Raw genomic sequence first — 21,355 nt, forward strand, 5'->3', positions numbered from 1 at the left:
GTGAACATGGACTCAGGCGGGCGACGTTCGCGCCGTGAAAAGTGCGTGATAGGCCCGCCGGTAGGACCAGACCAGGAAGAGCTCGAGGGCCAGGACGACGAGGGCCATGACCATTCCGGTGGGAGCCAGGAAGAGATGGAAGGTCACGATGACGACAATGATCGGCGCGATGAGCACCAGGGCCAGTGGCACGAAGCGGTTCGCCAGAAGCAGGATGCCAACGAGCACTTGGGTGCCCGCGACCAACGGGAACATGAAGCCGGTGTTCATCAGCGCGTTGATGAAAGCGGTCGCCCCTTCGGGCATCGCGTCCTTGGGTTGCGGGATGAAGTGCAGGAAACCGTTGAGCCCGAACACCAGAAACATGAGTCCCATCAGGAAGCGCGCGATGGTCGGAAGGTGCCGGGCGAACGATTGGGATTGGCTCATGGAAGCTCCGTTGAGGGATGCATGCGGTCGATCGCGGTCGGGCGCGTGCGGGAAGATTATCAGGGTGCGGCGATCGTGGCGCCGAAGGATGGCATGGAGCCATGCCAAGGCGCCGATATGCTCCGCCGATGCGCGTCATTCGTCATTCCGATGCCCGGTCGTTTCTAGATTGCGCGGAGGCTTTCCTCACGGAGCGCGAAGCGCGGCACAATCTTCCGCTGGCCATCGCGCGGCAATGCCGGATGGATCCGTCGCGCTATCCCGGCCCCAACTATTTCGCGGTCGTTCAGGATGGCGCCAAGTTGTCGGGCGTGGCATTGATGACGCCGCCGCACCGACTGCAGGTCTTCGCCCCGCCGGGTCCGGCGGTGGACGCTTTGGTCGAGGATCTCTCCTCCGGCCCAATCCACCCGCCGGGATCGCATGGACCGAGCGATTCGACGGAGGCCTTCGCGAAGGCGTGGTGCTCGCGACATGGTTTGAAGGCCCAGGTGAAGTTGAATCTGCGCAACTTTGAACTGACCCGGGTGGTGCCTCCGCCTCAGCCGCCGGGAGCGATGAAACGCGCTGAATTGGAGGACCTGCACTTTGTTCACGGGTGCTACAAAGCGTTCGGGCAGGAAACCCACAGCGACCCCACCAGCCTGCCCGTTGAGGACATCGCCCGCCGCGCAGTGACGGAAGGCCGGGTGTTTCTGTGGATCGACAAGGAGCCCGTCGCGCAGGCGGGCGTGATGGGCTCCACCCCCAACGGTTCACGCGTTGGTGCGGTCTACACCCCCCACGCCCATCGGACCCGCGGCTACGCGACGGCCCTGGTGGCGGCACTCTCGCAACACATGCTCGACCGGGGCAGCAGATTCTGCTTTCTCTTCACCGACCTGGCGAATCCCGTCTCGAACTCGATCTATCCGAAGGTCGGCTACCGGCCGGTGGCGGACTATCGCGACATCGACTTCGTCAAGTCCTGACATCGACCGGACGCGATCATGCGATGATGGTCCGATGGCCAAACCCACCAAAAAGAAAGCCCTTGCTCTCTCCCAGGTCTATCGTCTGATCGAGCCCGGTCCGGTGGTGCTGGTCTCGACCCGGGAGGGAGGGAAAGACAACATCATGGCCATGTCGTGGCACATGATGGTGGACTTCGAGCCGCCGATCCTGGCCTGCGTCATCAGCAACCGCGGGCGCACCTTCGCCATGGTGCGGAAGACCCGGGAACTGGTGATCAACATTCCCACCGTGAAACTGGCCCGAAAGGTGGTGGCGTGCGGCAATGCTTCGGGACGTTTCGTGGACAAATTCCGCGTGATCGGTCTGACCCCGTCCCCTGCAGCGAAGGTGCGGGCGCCGCTGATTGCCGAATGCTTCGCCAATCTGGAATGCAAGGTGATCGACGCGACCATGGCGGCGAAATACAACATCTTCATCGTCGAAGTGGTCAAGGCCTGGATCGACCGCTCGCAAACGCATCCCCGCACCATCCATCACCAGGGGCGCGGAGTGTTCATCGTTGACGGCCGGACTTTCAAACTGCCATCGCGGATGAAATAGCATTTCCCGCCGGGCGGGTCACTTGCTTGCGGCGATGTTGAGTCGATCCAATGCGGCAAGGACGGTGGGATGGACGGAGAGTTCCTGGGGTTGAAGGTGGGTCAATTCGCATTCATGCAGGTCGATGCGCCCGTCATGGCTGCCCATTTCCTTGCGCAGCAATCCAAGAAACCGCGACGCTGCGAAAATGCAGATGTGCTCGGATGCATGCTTCTTTGCCGCGTCCTTGAGCCAGGTGCCGACCTCGCGGGCAAACCGAAGGTTCTCCTCATCCTTCTCGTGACCGAAGGAGCCGGAGTGCTGGACCGAATTCGTTTTTGAACCACCCCCAAGCGTGTTCGGCCGGTGCATCTCGTGGGAGTTTTCCCAGGTGTTCTGGGTGGAATTCTTCTTCTCGATGTGCCAGCGCTTTCCGGGAACCATCGTGCACGAGAACAGGGTCGCATGCCGCTCGTCGACCGTGGCGATCCAGTGAAGATGCTGCCTGGCGTTTCCGATATGCGATGTTGTTTCCATGCCGCCATCGTAGCGGTTCAGATCTCGCCATTCCCAGTGATCAAGGACTTATTCGAATTATTCCGTGCTCAGGCGTAGACGAGGGTCTTGAATCCGCCAACGAGCATTCGCTTCATGTCGAAGGGCAGGTTGTTGGGATCGCACATCGCATGGCAACGCGGGTCCTTCATGACCTTGGCGTTCACGCGGTCACGCTGCGCCCTCGACTTGTAGACGATGTACGCAAAAACCACGGTGTCGCCGGGCTTCGCCTTGATCTGCTTCGGAAAAGGAACGCCGAACTTCACGTTCAGGTCGTCGCCGATGCATTCGCGGTATTCGATCGCTCCGTGTTCGGTGAAGATCTTGCTGGCCTTCTGCGCCATTCGGCGGTAGGCGGGAAGCTTCTTCTTCGGAACCGGCAGCACGTATCCATCGACGTAGTGAGCCATAGTGCTCTGTCCTTTCGTGTTGAGGGAGTTGGAAGTATCGATTCAGGGTGTGACGATGACCATCCAGCCGATGCCGAAACGGTCGGTGAGCATGCCGAATCGCGGCGACCAGAAGGTCTTGCCCAGCGGCATCGTCACCTTTCCGCCGGCGGAAAGCGCGGCGAAGGTGCGGTCCGCCTCGGCGACCGTGGGCACCGAGAGCGTGAGCGAGAATCCGTCGTATTTCTGTCCATTCGAGCAGCCATCCGAGGCATGCACGACCGATGGTCCGACGCGGAAGGTGGCGTGCATGACCTTGTGCTCGAATCCCGGAGCCAGGATGCCGGGCGGCATCGGTTCGGGGCTGTCCTTGAACAGCTTGACGAGGTCCACCTGGGCGCCGATCGCGGTGCGGTAGAACTCAAGCGCCTCCTCGCAGCGGCCGCCGAAAAAGAGATAGGGCTGGACATGCGTTCCGGTCGCGATGGCGCCGGGCTTGATCGTCGTGGTCATGACTTCAATTTACCCTGCTCGATCAAATCGACAAGCGCGCCCGGCGCAGACCTTCTGCCGCCCGTGCGGTCCGCGGCCTATTTCGCGATCTTGCGGCGGCTCTTGCCGTTCTTCGCGGCGGGACGCTTCGCGGCCATGTCGGCCTTGGCGCGGGCCATCTTGAAATCATCCCAGGCGCCGTTGAGCGTCTTTGTAAAGGAGAGCAGGTCCTTCACCTCGACCTTGGGCATCGCCTTGTAGCGCTCCGAGATCAGGGAGACGATCGCCATGTAGTTCCGCTTGTTGAAAGCGGCCTTCTTGAGCTTGCCGGTCTTCTGCACTATCTCCTTCTCCGCCTTCTTCATCCAGTCCGCCGTGCTCTGGCGGTGCTGGCGGGCCTTCTTGCTGCCCCAGTAGTAATAGGCGGCGCCAAGGGCCGCCGCGGCGCCGGCCGCCGCTCCGGCGATCTCCAGCTTGGTGGTGGTGGTCATGGCGCGCTTCGTGGACGATTTCTTTGCGGTTTTTTTCATGGCAGTGCTTCCTTCTTCTTTCGGATTCGTTTTGACGGGAACCAAGTTTTCCAGATCTTGAGCAAGCGGAAGTACTGACCGGCTTCCTTCGCTTCTTCTTTGATTTTCTGCCTGAGGTGGATGATGTCCTTGGACAATGCCGTGGTGCCGACCAGCATGAGATCGGAGATGTCCCGGACGTTCTTCAGGATCCGCACCAGGAAGTAGAGCGCGACCGCCATGATGACACTCAGGCCGACCACCGCGACCGCGGTGATGATGAAAAAGACATTCGTCTGCAGAACCTGATTCATGTTGTGACCATGGCATTGGAAATCGCTGTACGCGGGCCGAAGCCCGGCATTTCCAAATCGAGACGGGAGATCCGTGAACCCATCCTAAGTTGACTTGGGCGACCTGTGTGACTTCGTCGGACCTATTTGATTTATGCCGCCGATCACGCAATCGGAGTATTCCGGTTGAATCGCCACTTTCCTTCCCATGTGACAATGCCGGACTCATGCCTTGGCATGAATCCGGCATCCACTCGATGAAGCCAGGCGGGCTTCGTCACCGCACCGCGCTGTGCCGACGCCTGCGTGCGAGCACGCCACACAAGCCGATCACCATCGCAGCGCCTGGCGCCGGGATAACGCTGCAGGTGGTGTCAATGGCATTCGAATCCAGGGTGACCGCGCCGTCGATCGCCAATGCCCTGCCCATCAGGATGCTTGCATTGGTGTTCATGGTGATGCTGGCTTGGGCCAGAATGCTTCCCATGAACGCCGTGCCGGTTCCCAGGGTTGCGGAACTGCCGACCTGCCAATAGACGTTGCAGCCGTCCGCACCATTGATTCCCACGACCGAGGCGGAGCTGGCGGTGATGAGCGTGCTGCCGATGCGGAAAATGAATTCCGCATTGGCATTGCCCTGGCCATCCAGCGTCAGGACGACATTATTCAGGGCCGCCGAGGTCGAGAAGAAGTACACGCCGGGCGTCAAGGTCAATCCACCCAGGTTCTGCCCGGTCAGATTGGTATTGAACGCCATGCCGCTGAATGCGGCGAACGCCGACACCGTATCGTTGTGGGCCGCCTGAGCGACGGCATCGCCCGCGTGAATCGCGCCTCCGGTGACAATTCCGGGCCCAAAGCCCGTCACCGCTGTCCCCGGCCAGACGCCGAGATTGCCAATGACGGTTGTGAGTCCCGTGTTGGTCACGGTGGAGCCGCCCAGGACTCCGAACGACGCCGCGGAGTTCAAATAGTCCGCATGGGCCGCCGAGGGGGTGAACGCCGCCAGAAGTGACATCGCGCCAAAAATAGAGTAAATAACCTTGAATTTGACATTCATGTTCGCACCAAATCTCTCTGTATTGAAAGGGAGTAAGAAAACTACTTGATCCGAAACGGGAACTTCAGAAAAGTGGGCGACCGATTATTCGATCTGCCGCAAGACACCTTATCCACATTATTTCTGTAATGTGGCCTTCGCCCATAATTATTCAAAATACTCAATTTATTCTATTATTGAGTTTATTCCGACCTGCCCGGGGATTCGCTGAAATGGCACAAAGGTGCCTTGATTCCATTTAATCCTCGTCGAGATCGGTCTGCTCGATCGGGCGCGAGATGGTGTAGCGGCCATCGATCCAGCGGCCCAGATCCACTTCGCGGCAGCGCTTGGAGCAGAAGGGCTTGAATTCGCCCAGAAAAGGCACGGCCGCGCCGCAGATCGCGCAGGGCCGGGCGCGCATCGACACCCGGAGCCCTTCGACGAAATCCGGCATGGCCTCGACGACGATCTGCCGATCCGTCGGGCTGGTGGCGGTCAATCGAACCTGAATCGACTCGCCGGGCAGCTCGCCCTCGACCTTCTCCGCCCACTCGATGGCCGCCACGCTGTCCGGGGCGCCGATCTCCAGCCCACTGTCGCGCAACTGCTGGGGATTGGAGAGTCGGTAGGCGTCGACATGGACCAAATCGATCCGCGAGCCGCGGTAGCGCTGCAGCAGGATGAAGGTCGGGCTGCTGACCTGACGCTCGTCGCATCCAAGTCCGACGGCAAGCCCGCGGACGAAACAGGTCTTGCCCGCCCCCAGATCGCCGCGCAGCGCGATGGTCTCCCCGCCGACCAGCAGCGTGGCCAGCTTGGCGGCGACCTCCTCGGTCTGTGCATGGGAGTGGGTTTCGATTTCAAAAGACTTCATGAGGTGCGTTCCTTCGCCAAGTCTAATTCACTCGAAGCGCTGCACGGACTTTGGGAGGTCATGCGTCATGCCAGCGCCCCAGTGTCGAGACATCCACGGCTTGATTGCGGCGAGTGCAAACCAACGCGGGCGCACCCTTGCTCGGCATAGCCTTCATCGAGCCGACGCGAGTGACCGTGGTGTTGCCGGGGCCGATCGTTGCCGGAACCGGCGTTCCCCCCGCCACCGCAAAGAGCAGCTCGTAATCCTCGCCATCGCCCAGGGCGCCTCGCCAGGCGTTCTCCTGAGTGTGCTTCTTCACGCACGCCTGCGAACATGGAAGGCGCTCCACCTCGATGACCGCTTGAAGCCCGCCGGCACGGGCGAAGCGCTCGCCGTCGCAGGCCAGCCCATCGGAGAGATCCATCATGGCGTGCAGATTGGCGCCCAGCAGCCGGGCCAAAGCGTGGGCTTCGGCAACCCGTGGCTCAAAGGTGAAGTGATGACCCCCGCCATCCGCATCAAGCGATCCGCCGAGCGAGCCCGTGACATAGAGATCGTCGCCCGCCTTGGCGCCGCAGCGAAGGATGGGCTTCACGCCCGGCAGCGGCTCCGCGAGCACCGTGACCGCGATCGTCAGCGGACCGTCGCCGGCATGGACGCTGGTATCACCGCCGATCAGGGGCGACTTGAAGTGCCGCGCTGCGGCTTCGATCGCATCGACCAGTTGCCGGGCCCACTGCGGGGTGACCCCTCGCGGCAGGACGCAGGCGGCGAGCAGCGCCACGGGCCGGGCCGCCATCGCGGCGACATCGCTGATGTTTCGCGCCACCGCCTTGCGGCCGATCTGCGCCGGCGTGGCCGAATTGAGAAAGTGCCGTCCCTCCACAAGCAGATCCGTCGCAGCGAGCACCTCGCCGCCGGGCACCTGGATCAGAGCCATGTCGTCGCCAGGGCCGATGGTCACATGGCTGCCACCCGCGACCGTGCTGCGGATGTGCGCCAGGAGATCCTCCTCGACGAATCGATCGCCCGGTTTGGACGGGTCAGCCGTCATGGGCCACCTTGGACGGCGCGCTCCGAGCGGCGAGTGTTTCCTGCAAGAGTTCGTGCAAAAGTTGCTCGTTGCGCAGGGTGGCCCCCTGCTCACGCTTGATCACGCCCATCGCGGCGTCGATCATGCTCTGGCGCTGAGCGCCATTCACGATCAACTGACGAAGCGTGCGCGACAAGGCCTCGCGGGAAACGCTCAGCAATCCGCCCGCCTCAATCAGTTTTTCCGCCGTGTCCGCAAAGTCGCCGTAGCGTGGACCCATGACGGTGGCCTTGCCCAGCGCCACCGGCTCCATCATGTCGCTGCCATGCAGGTCGCCAAAGCTGCGGCCCACCACGGCGACGGTGGCCAGGGCATACGCCTTTTTCAATTCACCCATGGTGTCCAGCAGATAGCGGTCGCTGGTCCGCAGTCCCCCGGTGGGCGCGGGGCCGCTGCCGATGGGCCGATGGCTTCGACGCACACAGCCCGGCAGGTCGAGCGCCGCCGCGTCGAAGCGAGCCGGCTTGCGCGGAGCGCAGAGCAGCTGCACGCCTTCCGGAATGCATTCATGCAAAAGTTTCTCCTCGCCCTCGGCGGTGCTTCCCGCCACCACCAGTGGGCGCGACCGGTCGATGCCCATCTCACGGGCCAAATCCTCAGCAAGCCTCATCGCGTCCTCGCTCACGCGGCGCTGCGCCGCGGCCTCGGTGACATCGGCTGACGCCGCGGTACCCGGCGCCACCTGCGCCGCGTCCCACTTCATGGTGCCGCCCACGGTCACACGGTCGGCGGACACGCCCATGGCCATGAAGCGCTCTGCGTAGAGCTCGGTCTGGGCGGAAACAAAGCGAAAGCTGCGAAAGAGCGGACGCAGGAAGGCGCGGGCCAGCCGGTAGCGGCGGAACCCGCGGTCGCTGATGCGGCCATTCACCACCGCGATGGGCACACGCCGCGCCGCGCAGGCCCGGATGAAGTTGGGCCACGCCTCGAGCTCGACCAGAGCCACCAGGTCTGGCTTGACACGGTTGAGAAATCGGTCGACCGCCATGCCCAGGTCCAGCGGATAGCGCACCACCGTCACCCCGGCCGGGGCCACCGACACGGCCCGTGCGAAGCCCGTGTCCGTGGTGGCGCTCAGGACCACCTCATGCCGCTGTGCCAGCCGCTCGACCAGGAGCTTCGCCGCGTTGACTTCGCCCAGGCTGACGGCATGCACCAGGATGCGGCCGCGAGCAGGCGGCGCAGGCAGCGACGCCCCATGGCCAAGCCGCGCGTGCCAGTCGGTGCGATGCTGCTTGGTGCGATAGAGCCACCACAACCACGCGGGGCTGGTCAGCGCCGCCGCAATCAGATAGGCCGCATCGGTCAGGGCTCGCATCGAGGGGCGATACTACGAAATCCGCGGTTGGGGCGAAGAGCGCGGCCGCCGCGCCGGTCACTCCGGAACGCGGCTGAAGTAGACGATCTTCGGCTCGTCGGTCGGCCGGTTCACGTTGGTGCGATCGACGCACATCACATAGCGAGCGTCGTCGATCACCGAGTCCCGATCGCTGCCATTCCACTTGCCGTCGATGGGGTTCTGCTTCACGGTGCGCACCCTGAAGTAGACCGTGAAGACATCGCTGCGTGTGGTGATCAGGTTGGAGATGCCCTTGAAGAGCAGGTTCTGCTCCTCGCTGTCGCCGTAACTGCTGTCGTAGCGGATCACGCGGCGGTCCGACATCGAGGTGCCCTTGACGTAGTCGAACTGGCGCACGCCCTGGCGGTCGGTCGAGAGCCGCCCGTCCAGCGGATCGAGATCGGTTGGCGAGTTCGAGTTCTTCGGTGTGTCGTCGCGGGCCTGCCAGCTCATCTCGAAGTTCTTGTTGTAGGGGTCGAGTCCCGCCGCGCGAATGGTCCAGGACATGTCAGCCGCCTGCCGGGCGAGGCCGATCACTTCGCCCACGGTGGAAAAGCCGCGCTGGCTCTGCATGCCGGTGTTGTAATTGACGCTCAGGCCCGAGGTGGGCAGCGGATCGGGAATCAAGTTCGCGAAGGAGGAGCCGCCGCGATCGACATAGGTTGGATAGAGCGCAGTGTTGCCGGGGTTCATCGTCATGGGATCGGTCGGCAGATAGGTCCAATTCGAGGCGGCCGGGTTGGGATTGAGCTGGTCGCGGTAGATCTCCATCGTCAGCGGCACGCGCACGAACCGGTTGTCCCCCGACGATCCCGGCTCGGGAATCTGTGCGGCGATCGGCGTATTGGGCGCCGCGCCGTCGAATCGCCCGGTGTCGTCGTAGACCAGCTCGGTCATGAAGGGCAGCGTCTTGAGCACCTCCACCGGCGCGGTGTTGATGTTGATCAACCCCTTGGTCGGCGTGCCGGAGTAGTTGCCGGCGAGGCTGGGGCTGCGGTCGTACTCCCATTGCGCAAGCGTCTGCGCGGTGACCACGCTCGGCGTGACAAAGGTGTTGCGATTGACATCCATCGGGACCAGCGCACCCGCCGGGCGCCCGCCCGCGGCCGCGACCGGCGTGTTGCGACCCGTGGTGTTGGAGATGTCGGGAACCTCAACGCCCGCCGACAGCACATTGGCGCCGCCCAGCGCGATCGACGCACTGTTGGCGGGATCGGTCCAGTCGAAGCGGAGCTGGGCGCCGGCGCCATCCACGGTAAAGCAGTCGAAGATGCGCATGCCCCACGGGACATTGGGCGCATAAGGCGTGCGCAGCGCGGAGGTGCCGCCGTACTGATAAGGCAGACCGGTGCCCCTGGCGTAGGCGACATTGAGCGGATCGACCTGGATGCGATTCACATTGGGCCCCTCGCCCACCGGATAGCCGGGGACCCGGTTGCTCATGATCTCGGCGAAGGTCGCCTTGGCCTGCGGATTGGGAAGAGAAACGGTCAGCAAGGTCGGACCGGCCAGCGCCGTCACATCGGGCCGCTTTTCGCCACTCGCCGCCAGCGCGTTGTTGGCCTGCAGCGGATTGTCGCAGCGATAGGCGGGTCCCCACGCGAAGACATCAAGCAGCTCGCCGACTTGCTCGAAGTCATCGTCCTTCTGGAGCATCTGCAGGCTCTTCTCCTGCGGAATGCGATCGAGCGTGTTCCACATGCCGCGGGCGCGCCACGGTCGGCCGGCAGCCTGCCCACCGCTGCCCAAATCCACGGGCAGGAGCAATCCATCATGATCGAGCAAGCGAGCGCCCTTGTCGGCCATGTACACGCGATATTGATCATCCGGAATAAGGGTCTCACCCGCGGTCACTCCCGCCATCTCCTTGCATCCGGCCGGCACCGACCACCACGGCGTGACGAACTTGGTATCCCGGAGCGGAGTGCCCCCTGCGCCGGTTCGGGGATTTCCGTAATAGGCCGTGACCTGCTTCGGCAGCAGATTGCCCGCGGTCTGCGGGTAGTAGTTGGAACCCGATGGATTGAACACCACCGTCTGGTTGTTGAAGGATGTGGGCTTGCGCAACACAAGTGTTGGCCAGCATGGATTGGGAGCCGCCACCGGAGGCCCGGGAATGATGGTGTCCTGCGCGTTGCCGTTGGGCTCAACCATTCCGCAGAAATCCGGAAGCGGCGCCCACACCGGCGTGAGCAACATCTTGAAGCTCTTGGTGGCGCGCATGAATTGGTAGGTCGCATCGGTGGTCCAGGGATAGGGGACCGTCCAGAGATCCGGATCGTTGTCGTTGATGTCCTTTGGAATCGGATTCAGCGTGCCGTCCTTGAAACCCAGGGCGAAGACATCGCCCTGCGAACGAGCCGTGACCGAGGAAACACCCTTGTTGGCGGCCTTGCCGGGGGGCTTGGGAGTGCTGGAACGGTTCAAGACCACATTCCATGTTTCAATGCGCGACGGCTGCATGTCAAACGGCCGATTCGTGACCTCCGGCTCGGTTCGATTGGCGAACATGAAGCGGGGAGCGAAACGCTCGACCGGAATCATCGGGCTTCGCGACTTGGTCGAATCGCTCGGAAGCGGGTTGGACGCGAAGGATCCCGTGACCAGCTGGCGCGTGTAACCCCAGACCGGCAACTGGTTCAGCACCTGGGCCGAAACAGCCGCAGGATAGGTGCGGTCATTCGGGATCATGTTGGCTCCGATGCCGCTGGGCCAGGATCGTTCCGCGACGAATTTGGCGTCGAACAGTCGCGACCAGTTCCGCGAGGCATGGGTCCAGGTGGTGAAATAGTCGCCAACGGGCCGCGCATTGGGAGACGCCGTCGACTGGATCTCGCCCAGCACAATGCCGGGGAAAAAGTCCGGCGGCACCACGCTGTCCGCTTCGCCCGTTCTTTCGCATGTCGTGCATGAGAGATCAAGGACCGTCATTTTCTTGGTTCGAAACTCATTGTCCGAAGCCCGGACAAAGGCCCGTGCCGTGGGAGGCGGAAAGAGATTGATGTCGGCGCCCGGTCCGTCGTAGGAGCGGTCGGTCTGGCCGGGCATTGCGGCGCCCAGCATTTCAGCAACGTTGGGCCAAAGTTTGCCGCCCGTGGCCTTCGCCGTGGTGGGTGGCAGGGTGATGCGCGCCGCCGCCGAGGCGAACCGGCCGCCGGTGATCAGGTTGGTGTCGAAATTGCGCTCGTCCGCAAACGCGGGTGCTCCCAAGACCGTCGTCGCGTCGGGATTGGTGGTCGACCAATGGTCGAAATCGGTGTGGCCGTCGAAGCGATCCACTTCGAGGGTGATGTCCTTGGCGGCGGCCTGCAGATTCGGGTTGATGGCGTTGCCGACGGCGGGATTCTTCAGCACGCGGTGCAGGGTGATGCCGCGGGCCATGTTGTCGCGGGTCAGCTGCTGCTTGAAGGCGAAGATGTTGTCAATGTATTTCTTGGTGGTGATGCCGGGGGCCGCACCTGAAAGGGGATTCTGCATCGCGTTGAGCAGCTTGCTGCGCGGCAGGACATTGGCGGCGGCAGCCGTCGTCGGCACATCCTTCGTCGAGTAGGGATAGAGAGGGCTCGAGATGGGCGAGGTCGCGATCTGCGGCAAGGTGGCGTATGCGGCCGCCGAAATGACCGGAGCATTCCGGACCGGATCGGAATACTCCAGAAGATCGAAATAATCGAGCCAGCGCCGACGGAAGATGGGATCCCAGGTCGCGACATTCTCCAGGTCGTTTTCCTTGACGGGCGTGTTGGTGATGGCCGAAGGCGTGTTGGTGGGATTGCCCAGGACATTGGCGATGAGATAGACCGTCGCCGTGGCGGGTTCGGTCTCGGTGGAGGGTGCCAGCATCAGCGGCACGGGCCGGTTGTTGCTGTCCAGCACCACATTGCCGGCGCTGTCCAGCTCGTAATCCGGGAAGTCATATTCCCCGAAGCCGAAAATGTTGATGCGGTAGTCGCCCAGGCGGATCGGCTCGTTCCATGGATTCGCGACCTGAACCACCAGCACCGGAGTGCGGATTTCATCCAGCGTGTCGCGCTTGATGTCGCTGACGGCATATTGGCCGACCCCGTCGTCCGGAGTGGATTGATTTCCGTTGGTTCCGTAGAAAAGCTTCACCTTGTCGACGTATTTCGGATCGGTCGTGATGTCGCCCACCCTGCCGTTGACGACTGCGACGAATTTGTATCGTTCAGGCGACGGAGGTCCACCACTGAGGCAATCGCACACGCCAAATCGCGCGGTGACGATCTTGCCGGAACCGCCGATGTCATCGGTGGTGGTGGCGGGATAGACCCAGCCGAAGAACACTTCGGTGAAGAAGGGATGCTTCTCGACGCCGGGGAAGACCACATCGGCGGTGGTCGCGTCCGGCGAAGTCGCGGAGCCCGGATTGGAGCCGGTCACGAAATCGTAATTTTGAAAACTGCCCGTTGGCTTGGAGGGATCGACCGCTCGCGTGGCCAGCGGAGCAAGCGCGGACTGGCTGTAGGGCGTAGCCGCGCTGAAATTGTCAGGCAGGATCGGCTGATTGACGGCCCGCAGCGGTTGCGTCGAATCCGCAAAGCCCGTGGTTGGGTTGGTGTCGAACATCTGGTCGGCACGGCTGCGCCAGGTGGCGATGTTGGCGGCCATGCTCGCGGTCAGGGCCTCGGTGCTCCAGGCGCTGCGGTAGGCGATCATCTCCTTGGCGGTCTTGCTCGGGCTGGCCAGCGAGCCCAGCGTGGCGCTGCCATTGGAGGTCGCGATTCGGGTCTTGGTGTTCGTGGTGAACATGAACTGCTCGTAGAAGCGGTCGGTGTAGTCGGCGAAGGAGTCGTTGATGCCGAGAACTTCGGTCGTGATCAATCCATAGGCGTTCGCCGACAATGGCGTCATTGGCGAATGGATGCGCAGCGCCGCTCGCAGACGGGCGCGGGCCAGGCGGACAAAGTCCTGCATGGCCAGGCGCTGGTCGGTGACGGTCATGGCCAGATACTGATCGAGCGTTCCGTCGGCGTTGCGGTCAGGCACACCGTCGGGAGTAGCGGCGCCGGAGTTCTCGTCCTTGACATCCCGGTTGACCAGCAACGGCTGCCGCAAGTCCAATTTCTTGTTGAGCTCCTCGAAGTAGCGGATGGCGCGGTTCCAGTCGCGGCCGTCCATGGGTTGGTTAATAGCCATATCTGCCGTGGCAACTCCATCCAGGAAGGGATCGGCCGAAGTGGAGACCCGCCAGAGATCCATCTTGCCGAAGCCCAGCTCGCTAATGCCAGTTGACGAGCCATCAATGCGGCCGTTGCCATCCTCGTCGCGCGGTCCGGGCGTTTCCGGATGCAGTCCCAGCCAGAGCATGGAGTTCTGGAAGGTCTCGCGTGAGTTCGGACCCGCGACCAAGTAAGGCCGCCCGATCCAGAGCCAGGGTGGCATCATCTCGTTGCGCTGGCCGCTGACCACGGTCACCTTGCGGCGCAGGTCCTTGACCAATTGCGGGCTGGTGAGCTGCTCCTCGCCGCCCCCCGCTTCACCGCGCAAAACGGTCGAGCGCAGCACCGAGTCGGCGATGAGGTAGGTGGGGTCGCGCTGAATGTCATCGGCGTTCAGGCTGCGCTCCAGGCGCGACATGGAACTGGGATCGTTGTTGCCGGCGTGGGCGCGCAGCTCCAGCTCATCGCTGGCATCGAAGCGCCGCGTGGGCACGGGAATGCCGAAGAGGTCGCTGGCCTGCTCGAAGGTGGCACCGGCGCCGAGCGATGCGTTGAGCGACTCGGCGTAGAGGCTGCCGATGCCGGTGGCCGCGGAGCGGAACCAGCGATTGCGCTCGGTGGGACGCGTGAAGGGCTGATTGGGCAGCGCCGAGCGGAACTGCGTGTTGAGTGCCAGGTTGGTGCGGTAGAGCGGATTCTCTTGGCCGGGCCGCGCCGGGCCGCCGGGGCCGTAGTTGTCGCGCATGTCGCCGCCGAAGGGCTCGTTGGTCACCGTCGCTGTCGCAGAAGGCACAAAGGGGCGGCCATAGAAATAGTCGTTCCAGTAGTAGACAGGCGGGTTGGTGATCGGGGTTTGCACGGCGCGCAATCCCAGCGCCTGCAGGAAGGAAGGCTGGCCCACGTCATGCGCGCCGATGGTGCCGCCGATCTTGTAGTAGGTCGGGTTGCCCGCCCATCGATAGGGATCGAACTGCACGCGGAACTGGCTGGGGCTGGCGAAGCCGTCAATGTCGTTGGCGATGTCGAAGGTATTGAAGGTCTGGTTGTAGGGATTGTCGAAGAGGCCGACCAGCGTGTCGGTGGGCGTGCCCGCGGCGGGCGCCTTGTCGTCCGGGGAGCGCTCCGGCTCGGAGGTGACCAGGGCCAGGTCGGAAGGCGTGAAGCCGACGGTGGTGCGCCGGTCGGCGCGGGTGGCCACATTCAGATCGACCATGCCGGCGTTGTCGATCACGCTCACGCCCACGATGGTGCGCACATTGCGCTCCTTGCCCACCGGGGCCAGGAACCAGAAGCTGTCGGTGAAGCCGTCGCCGTCGGCGTCGCAGAAGGTGCGCGAGACAATGTTGCGCGGCGTCTTGTCGATCCACTCGTCGCTCTTGCTGACGCCTTTGGCCGTGGGATCGAGCGAGCGGCCGATGCCCAGCGGATCGTCGAGCTTGAAGAGGTTGGGCAGCGTGGTGCTGGCCTTGGCGTTGGTGATGGCGTCCTGGTAGCCGGCGCGGGTGAACCATGCGTCGCGCCGGGTGATGAAAGCATTGCTCCAGGCGGCATTGTCCGCCAGCGGATCGCTGCCGGGATTGGGGATCGGCGTCGGCACCACATTGGGCAGCCACTGTTCATAGGGCGTGCCGAACGCGTCATTGGTGGCCTGGTCCATGGCCCCCTGCAGCACGGTGCCCTCGATGTCCGCGATGTCCTTCACCACGCGCCAGCCGTTGGCGGGCGTGGGCAGCCAGGAGAGATGCGCCCAGTGGCTGAAGCGGTCGCCATTGGGCTCGTTGAAGATGCCAACCTCGCCGGGCGAGGCGATGCTGTTGCGGTTCATGCGCACCGGCTCGGTGCTGCGCAGCCAGCGCGTGTCGCCGAAGCCGGGATTACCCAGCGGATTGCCATTGGGCTCGCCGGTGACCGTGAAACGCGTGCCGGAGGCATTGCCGGTGGGCACCGTGAAGTCGGGCCAATTGGTCCAGGGGATGACGCTGTAGGGTGCGAAGTTGTAGCCGTCGGGGAAGCCGTCGGCGCCGGCGACCAGTGCCGTTGGGTTGGAGGGATCCAGCGAACTGTTGAGCTGGTCGCCCCATCCCGTGCCGGCCTTGGCCGCGGGCTCCACGCCGTAGCGCACCGAGTAGGGACTGGGCGGAATCCGGTTGCCGGCGCTGTCGCCGCCGGTCCAGTTGCCCGAGCCCTTGGGGTCGACGGGCTTCACGAAAAGGTGCAGGGCGATCTCGGAGGCAAGCTGCTTGCGGATCGACTCGATGCGGCGGTCGTCGCCGCTGGTGTTCTGCATCGCGGCGGCGGTGTCGCGCTGCGACTGCGTGCGGGAGAGGTAGGCCGTGGCGATGAGCACCAGCAGCACCAGCATGGCCGAGACCAGCACCAGGGCGTTGCCGCGGCGCCAGGCGCCGTTTGATGAAAGACTCGATGAAAGGCTTGATGTAAAGGGGGATCGAGGATTGTTCATGGTTTGTCCGCCTTTGGAAGTTCGACCACGAACTGGAAGACGCGGCCCTGCGAGAACGCGAGCTTGGGGTCGTGCAAGGTGATGGTGAAGCGAAGCGCCGTGGGCCATGGCGTGTAGTCGGTGCGCATCACGCGCTCCACGCCGCCGGGATAGCGAGCCTCGCGGAAGGGCTTGTCGCCGTTGGGTCCGAAGATCGCCTGGTAGGAGTAGACCTGTGTCGCCGATCCGAGGGGGCGAAGAACGCCTACCGGACTCGTAGGACACAAGCGTTCGATGCGCGCGCAATCGATCGGCGGCGAGGCGATGGCGACGGTCTCAATGTCGCCCGCGGCCGGAGTGAAGGGCGCGCTCTTGGTTGGATCGGAGGCGACGGAAGGCTTCAGCGCCCGGATTGCCGTGGCATAGGAAGGCGCCGAGAGCGGCGTGTCGATATCCGAAACGGATGGGCCGGCCAGCATCGTGACACCGCGGCGCTGTTGAATCGGAAACATGGAATCGGGCAGGCCGAACCAGGGAATGCTTCGTGGGACATTTCCGACAGTGGCACCTCCGGTTACAGAGATGGCCCCGGTTGCATTGGGCGGCGAGGGAGGCATGAAGGGCTGCTGCGGCCAGGACTGCGTGGTCAGACCGGAGAGCGGGACATCGATGACGTTGGCGTTGCGAACCGGAGTGGCCGTGGGCGTGGCCGGAAGCATCGCCACCTGCGGCGTTCCATCCGGGGTCTCGAAGTGCGCCGTGCCGTCGCTCCAAGTCCAGTCGATCTGGATCGAGCTGCAATTGCCTGCCAGCAAGGGAAGCGCCACCATCGAGTCGGTGCGGTCCATGCTGGGCGCCACCTTCTCGGCGCGCGGGTAACCCCACAGGCCAAATGTCCTCCCCATGGGATTCGCGGGATTGATTGGTCCTAGAGGCGCCCCAAAGAGCGCGTTGGCGATCCGGTCGCGGGCATAGCCCAGCTTCAAGGTCGCAGCCGTCGGATCGGTGCCCTCATCCTTGGTCCAGGGCAGGCGGCCCGTCTGGTCGAAGTAGAAATCCTTGGAGAGGTTCGACGAGGTCGCCCCATACACGGCGAGCGCGCGGAACTCGGCGATGGTGGTCGCCGCCGTGTCGACGCGTGAGGCGGTCAAGGCGCGGTTGGGCCAGAGCATGTCCTGGGCGATGGTCAAGTCTGCCTCGATCTGTGGTGAGGGTGGATCGGAGCCAGCGGCCTGATTGTTGTACTGCACGATGCCGGTGGCGCTGTTGGCCTTCATGTTGCTCGCCTGCAGGCTGTGGAACCAGGTTGCGTTCTTGGCCGTCGGTGTCGTGCCGGGCATCGGGTTGCCGTCGTCGGCCAACATCACCACCTGGCGGGCAAGCGTCCATTCGCGGGCTTCGGGCTGACTGGTCATGTACTTATTGAGATTGGCGGCGCCGTCGAAGTACGCCGCGCTGAGCGTGGGCGTGGCGCTCCACATCCAGGGAACCGGCGGCATGCCTGTGCCCGCGGTGCCCAGGAAATCCGCGTCCGGCTGCAGCGTGGGGTTGTTGGTGTCCACCAGTAGGCTGGGAAACTGCGTGGCGTGACCCAAGCGCACCATGAACTCATAGGAGGTGAACTCGGGGGCGACCTTAAGGGTGCCACCCTTGTAGAGTGAGAGCGCGTACTTCTGCTCCTGGCTGCGGCCACCCAGATAGACGCCGCTCTCCTCGTGGCCGCGGCCAAAGAAGACCAGCTGGTCGCAGCGGATGAACTCGTCGGCGGGCCGGGTCGGATCGAGCAAGGGAGCCGTGGCCGCACCAAGAGGGCCGGAGCGGTTCACGTCGTTGCGCACCGCCACGCACTGAAGGCCCAGCACACCGTCGCGGGCGATGCGCTCGATGTCGCCGCGGATGACCTTCTCCATCGCAGTTGCAGTGGCCTGCAAGTCAGCGCTGGCCTCGCCGATGGCCGCCACCTTGCTGGTGGTGCCGAAGATGCGCGCCGTGGCGATGATCACCACCAGCAGCACCGTCAGGGCCACGAGCAGTTCCACCAGGGTGAAGGCCTTTCGTTTCATCAGAGCTCCTCCACGCAGGCGAAGACGGGAATGAGCTGATTGCCGTTGGCGTCGTAGGGCGGCACGAACCAGATGTCCTGAATGCCCAGCACGGCGTCGCCGCCGGAGCCGGGAGTGCAGATGAGCGAGTCGACCCCTGCCGCCGGAGTCTTGTTCACGGCGATGTCGTTGGTGCGCTCCGCGGCGGTCGGTGCCTCGACCAGCGAGTTGGCGTAAGGCTGGCGAGGCACGGGCTTGGCCAAAATCACCGGGCCGTCATCGTGAGTGCGGCGGCCCTCGACAACATGGTGCACATTGTTGTAGACATCGATGAACCACTGCCCGGGCTGCTGCCAGGTTTCGGAATAGGTCAGCGCAGTCGGATCGGTGGGCGGAGTGGTCGCGGTGCTCGGACCCGTTCCCGGCACGCCGCAATCGTCTCGGTTGGGGCTGTACTTCGCCGATGCGAAGGTGCTGCCGACTTTGGCATCGATGCCCCCCGCTCCCCAGGGATTGCCCTGTCCGTCGCCTTTGTTGCGCAACAGGTTTACCTGTGAGCCTGGGCGACTGGAGACCCACTGCGGAATGGGCGGATAGTCCTTGAGCGCATTGCCGAAGGCCGGGTCAATCGTTGAGTTCACCGGCGTGGTGACATAAGGGGTACCCATGGGCTGACCATTCGCCATCGCCGCGTAATTGCCGCCCAAGAGTCCATTGGCGGGAATCACCCGGTAGACGAAGACGCCAACCAGGATGCGACCATCCTGCCGGCGGAACATGCAGTCCCAGACATACTTCGGCGTGGGCGTGAGTCCCACCGCGTTGGCGGGCATCGGCCAGTAGCGCTCTCGCTGGGTGATGAAGATGGCGGGCTCCTTCAGAGCATTGCCAGTGTTGACCACTCCACTCGGCACCGCGCCGGAGACGGGAATGCCACTTTGGGTGAACGTCCAGGCATAGTTCGGTTTCGACGTATCTTGCAATTCGTCATACTTCGCACGGTTGTATGGAATTCCGAAGAGTTTGTTGCGAACGCTCGCGAAACCGATCCCGGGCATGTTGATGTCGGTCAACAGATTGGCCGCGGTGAAGTTGCCTGGAAGTGCGGAGGGTGCCGCAAGCCGACCCGCGGCGACACTGCGGCGGGTGCGGTAGTAACTGAAGATGTCGTACATCCCCTGCTCGTCGCGGTTAGCAGTAGTGGTGTCGTCCACCGCCACGAAGCCGGGTCGCTTCCAGATCCAGTCCTTGGGAATGGTCGGCGCTAATGGGTTCGCACCAGAGGCTGCTGTGGTGTTCTGAAGGGGAACGGGATCAACCTTTGAAGTATTTGCAGGAGCATCTGAAAAATCCTCGAAGCAGCCGAAATCCTCCTGCTTCAGTCGCGTGCGCAGCAGCTCCATCGCGTGCCGCGCCACCATCGGCCCGTAGACATCGTCCTCGGCGATCTCCTGCTGCTTGATGCCCGCGGGAAAGAGCGCGGCGATGGAGATCATCCCGATGCCAAGGATGAAGATGGCCAGGATCAATTCCACAAGGCTGAAGGCGCGGCGGGTCATCGCTTGAAGACCTCCGCCCGCCCCGTGTAGCGGTTGAAATAGATCTTCTCGCCGAATTGGTTGATGTACTCCGACTCGTCGCAGTTCATGCGCGTGCGTCCGGTTCCATAGCTGGAGCAGGGATTGTTGCCCGGGCTCCAGTCAGGATGGTTGGGCCCCTTCCAGTTGTTCACGTCGTAGAGCTCTCGCATGGCGGCGTCATTGAAGACCGCGATGAAAGGAGCGAGCTGAATGTAAGGCTCCTCCCCCTCGAAGTTGTAGGTGTAGTCGCCGCCAGCGCCGATGCTTTCCTGCGAGTTCAGGGTGAGCTTGTCGCCGTCCTGGTCCATGTCCAGCACCACATTGCGGCCGGAGCTGGCGTTGACGATGCCGCCGCCGCCGGTGATGCGGGTGAGCAGCGAGCCGTCGGAGCCGAAGAGCACGCCGACCATGTAGCCATATTCCATGTCGGTGAAGTTGGTGTTGCTGTCGCGGAAGGTCGGCTGGGTCGCCCACATCTCGTCGCGGCGGTCGAAGTCCATCAGCGGGCCCGCCACCTTGATGCCCTCGGGCAGGTCCACCGGCGTGAAGCTGGGATGAGCCTCGAAGAGGTCGTTGTAATAGTTGATCGGCAGCCGCGCCGTCTCCAGCACCAGCTCGTCGCGAAGGCGGGCACCGACGATGCGGGTCCACTGCTTCTGGATGGGGTCGCTGAGCAGGCCGCCGGAGGTCCCCGTGCCGGTGCGCTGGGTCTTCACGGTGAAGACCAGCATCACCGGGCGGTGGTCCTTGAGCGCCAGGGTGCGGGCAGTCTCCAGCGCGTTCATCACCATGCTGGTGGCCTTGGAGAAGCGCGCGTCCTTGTTCACCTTGGAGACGCTGATCGCGGTGAGGGTGGCCAGCGAGATCAGGATGCCGATGACGACCATCAGCTCGATCAGCGTGAAGCCGCGGCGCGGGAAGCCCGGCGCTGGAGCGTGGAACCGGAGATCGCGGACTTCGCTTTTCATGGCAATGCCACCACGGGCTGCGTGAGCTCCTGCGAGAAGATGTTGTCGGCCCAATCCTCGATGCCGTCCTTGTTGGCGTCCACCTTGGTCGAACTCCAGGGCGGAGCGCCGAAGAGGCCGTCGGGCCCGTTGGAGAGGAAACACCAGCGCCGGCCGTTGCAGACGCCGATGAACTTCTCGTCGTTGGTGCGCACGGTGCGGTCGTCGCGGTCGATGCCGATGCCCAGCGGATCGGCGGTGACCGGGTTGCCCTTGACAGCGCCGACGGTGCGATAGGCATCGCGCATCTCGCGCTCGGTGGCGGGCCGCCCGCAGGGAATCACCGAGATGCGCTTGCCCCAGGGATCCACCAGGTCGACGTTTTCGCTGGCCGTGAGCGGCGCCGTGGGATTGTTGATCCGCTTGAGGAACTCCGGATTGATCTTGTTGATGAACTCTCGACTGCGGTCGTTGGACTTCAGCAGGGCCAGGATCTTGGGCATGATGTAGGCCCCCTGCGCGGTCGGCTCCTCCTCGATGTCGAAGAAGGCCAGCTCGCGCGGGGAGGCCGCGGTGGGCTTGCGCGAGAAGACCAGCTCCTGGCCGCGGGTCAGTTCGAGCTCGTGGATCGCCTGG

16 protein-coding genes are annotated in these 21,355 nt (G+C 63.6%); 2 read left to right on the plus strand and 14 right to left on the minus strand.

What is annotated here, in order from left to right:
* Positions 1–12: 12 nt before the first annotated feature.
* Positions 13–429: a DoxX family membrane protein gene (locus K8R92_03535; protein MCE9618964.1), complete on the minus strand. Its 417-nt coding sequence runs from the start codon at positions 427–429 to the stop codon at positions 13–15.
* Between the two features lie 128 nt (positions 430–557).
* Here K8R92_03535 and K8R92_03540 point away from each other — a divergent pair, with 128 nt between their 5' ends.
* A complete protein-coding gene (locus K8R92_03540; GenBank protein MCE9618965.1) occupies positions 558–1,400 on the plus strand; it encodes a GNAT family N-acetyltransferase in 843 nt (280 codons plus the stop codon).
* A 34-nt stretch (positions 1,401–1,434) separates the two neighbouring features.
* Complete coding sequence (locus tag K8R92_03545) at positions 1,435–1,983, plus strand: flavin reductase family protein (protein MCE9618966.1); 549 nt, start codon at positions 1,435–1,437, stop codon at positions 1,981–1,983.
* Between the two features lie 18 nt (positions 1,984–2,001).
* On the opposite strand, the gene K8R92_03550 is transcribed toward K8R92_03545, so the two are convergent.
* The 13 genes from K8R92_03550 to K8R92_03610 form a co-directional block, all read right to left on the minus strand.
* Positions 2,002–2,499: a host attachment protein gene (locus K8R92_03550; protein ID MCE9618967.1), complete on the minus strand. Its 498-nt coding sequence runs from the start codon at positions 2,497–2,499 to the stop codon at positions 2,002–2,004.
* Between the two features lie 68 nt (positions 2,500–2,567).
* Entirely contained in the window at positions 2,568–2,930 is a 363-nt protein-coding gene (locus K8R92_03555) for a DUF1428 domain-containing protein (GenBank protein ID MCE9618968.1), read from the minus strand.
* A 42-nt stretch (positions 2,931–2,972) separates the two neighbouring features.
* Positions 2,973–3,422, minus strand: coding sequence for a VOC family protein (locus K8R92_03560; protein MCE9618969.1), 450 nt, complete (start codon positions 3,420–3,422; stop codon positions 2,973–2,975).
* Between the two features lie 77 nt (positions 3,423–3,499).
* Complete coding sequence (locus K8R92_03565; protein MCE9618970.1) at positions 3,500–3,931, minus strand: hypothetical protein; 432 nt, start codon at positions 3,929–3,931, stop codon at positions 3,500–3,502.
* Positions 3,928–4,224 (minus strand): hypothetical protein, encoded by a 297-nt coding sequence (locus K8R92_03570; protein ID MCE9618971.1) that lies wholly within the window; start codon positions 4,222–4,224, stop codon positions 3,928–3,930. The genes K8R92_03565 and K8R92_03570 overlap by 4 nt, the downstream gene beginning before the upstream one ends.
* 256 nt (positions 4,225–4,480) lie before the next feature.
* Positions 4,481–5,263 (minus strand): DUF3494 domain-containing protein, encoded by a 783-nt coding sequence (locus K8R92_03575; protein ID MCE9618972.1) that lies wholly within the window; start codon positions 5,261–5,263, stop codon positions 4,481–4,483.
* Between the two features lie 238 nt (positions 5,264–5,501).
* Positions 5,502–6,119 carry a tRNA (adenosine(37)-N6)-threonylcarbamoyltransferase complex ATPase subunit type 1 TsaE gene (gene tsaE, locus K8R92_03580; GenBank protein ID MCE9618973.1) on the minus strand — a complete coding sequence of 206 codons (618 nt, stop codon included), beginning with the start codon at positions 6,117–6,119 and terminating at the stop codon, positions 5,502–5,504.
* A 58-nt stretch (positions 6,120–6,177) separates the two neighbouring features.
* Entirely contained in the window at positions 6,178–7,155 is a 978-nt protein-coding gene (gene thiL, locus K8R92_03585; protein ID MCE9618974.1) for a thiamine-phosphate kinase, read from the minus strand.
* The gene (locus tag K8R92_03590; protein ID MCE9618975.1) at positions 7,145–8,512 is read right to left on the minus strand and encodes a hypothetical protein; all 1,368 of its coding nucleotides are present in this window, start codon (positions 8,510–8,512) and stop codon (positions 7,145–7,147) included. The genes thiL and K8R92_03590 overlap by 11 nt, the downstream gene beginning before the upstream one ends.
* Before the next feature lie 57 nt (positions 8,513–8,569).
* The gene (locus K8R92_03595; protein ID MCE9618976.1) at positions 8,570–16,171 is read right to left on the minus strand and encodes a hypothetical protein; all 7,602 of its coding nucleotides are present in this window, start codon (positions 16,169–16,171) and stop codon (positions 8,570–8,572) included.
* Positions 16,168–18,213, minus strand: a complete 2,046-nt coding sequence (locus K8R92_03600) for a prepilin-type N-terminal cleavage/methylation domain-containing protein (GenBank protein ID MCE9618977.1) — start codon at positions 18,211–18,213, stop codon at positions 16,168–16,170. The genes K8R92_03595 and K8R92_03600 overlap by 4 nt, the downstream gene beginning before the upstream one ends.
* On the minus strand, positions 18,213–19,751 hold the full coding sequence (locus K8R92_03605; protein MCE9618978.1) for a type II secretion system GspH family protein: 1,539 nt from the start codon (positions 19,749–19,751) through the stop codon (positions 18,213–18,215). Before K8R92_03605 ends, K8R92_03600 begins: the two co-directional genes overlap by 1 nt.
* Complete coding sequence (locus tag K8R92_03610; GenBank protein MCE9618979.1) at positions 19,748–20,740, minus strand: prepilin-type N-terminal cleavage/methylation domain-containing protein; 993 nt, start codon at positions 20,738–20,740, stop codon at positions 19,748–19,750. Before K8R92_03610 ends, K8R92_03605 begins: the two co-directional genes overlap by 4 nt.
* Positions 20,741–21,355 lie beyond the last annotated feature (615 nt).

The organism is Planctomycetota bacterium (assembly GCA_021414025.1).
GTDB lineage: Bacteria > Planctomycetota > Phycisphaerae > Phycisphaerales > SM1A02 > SYAC01.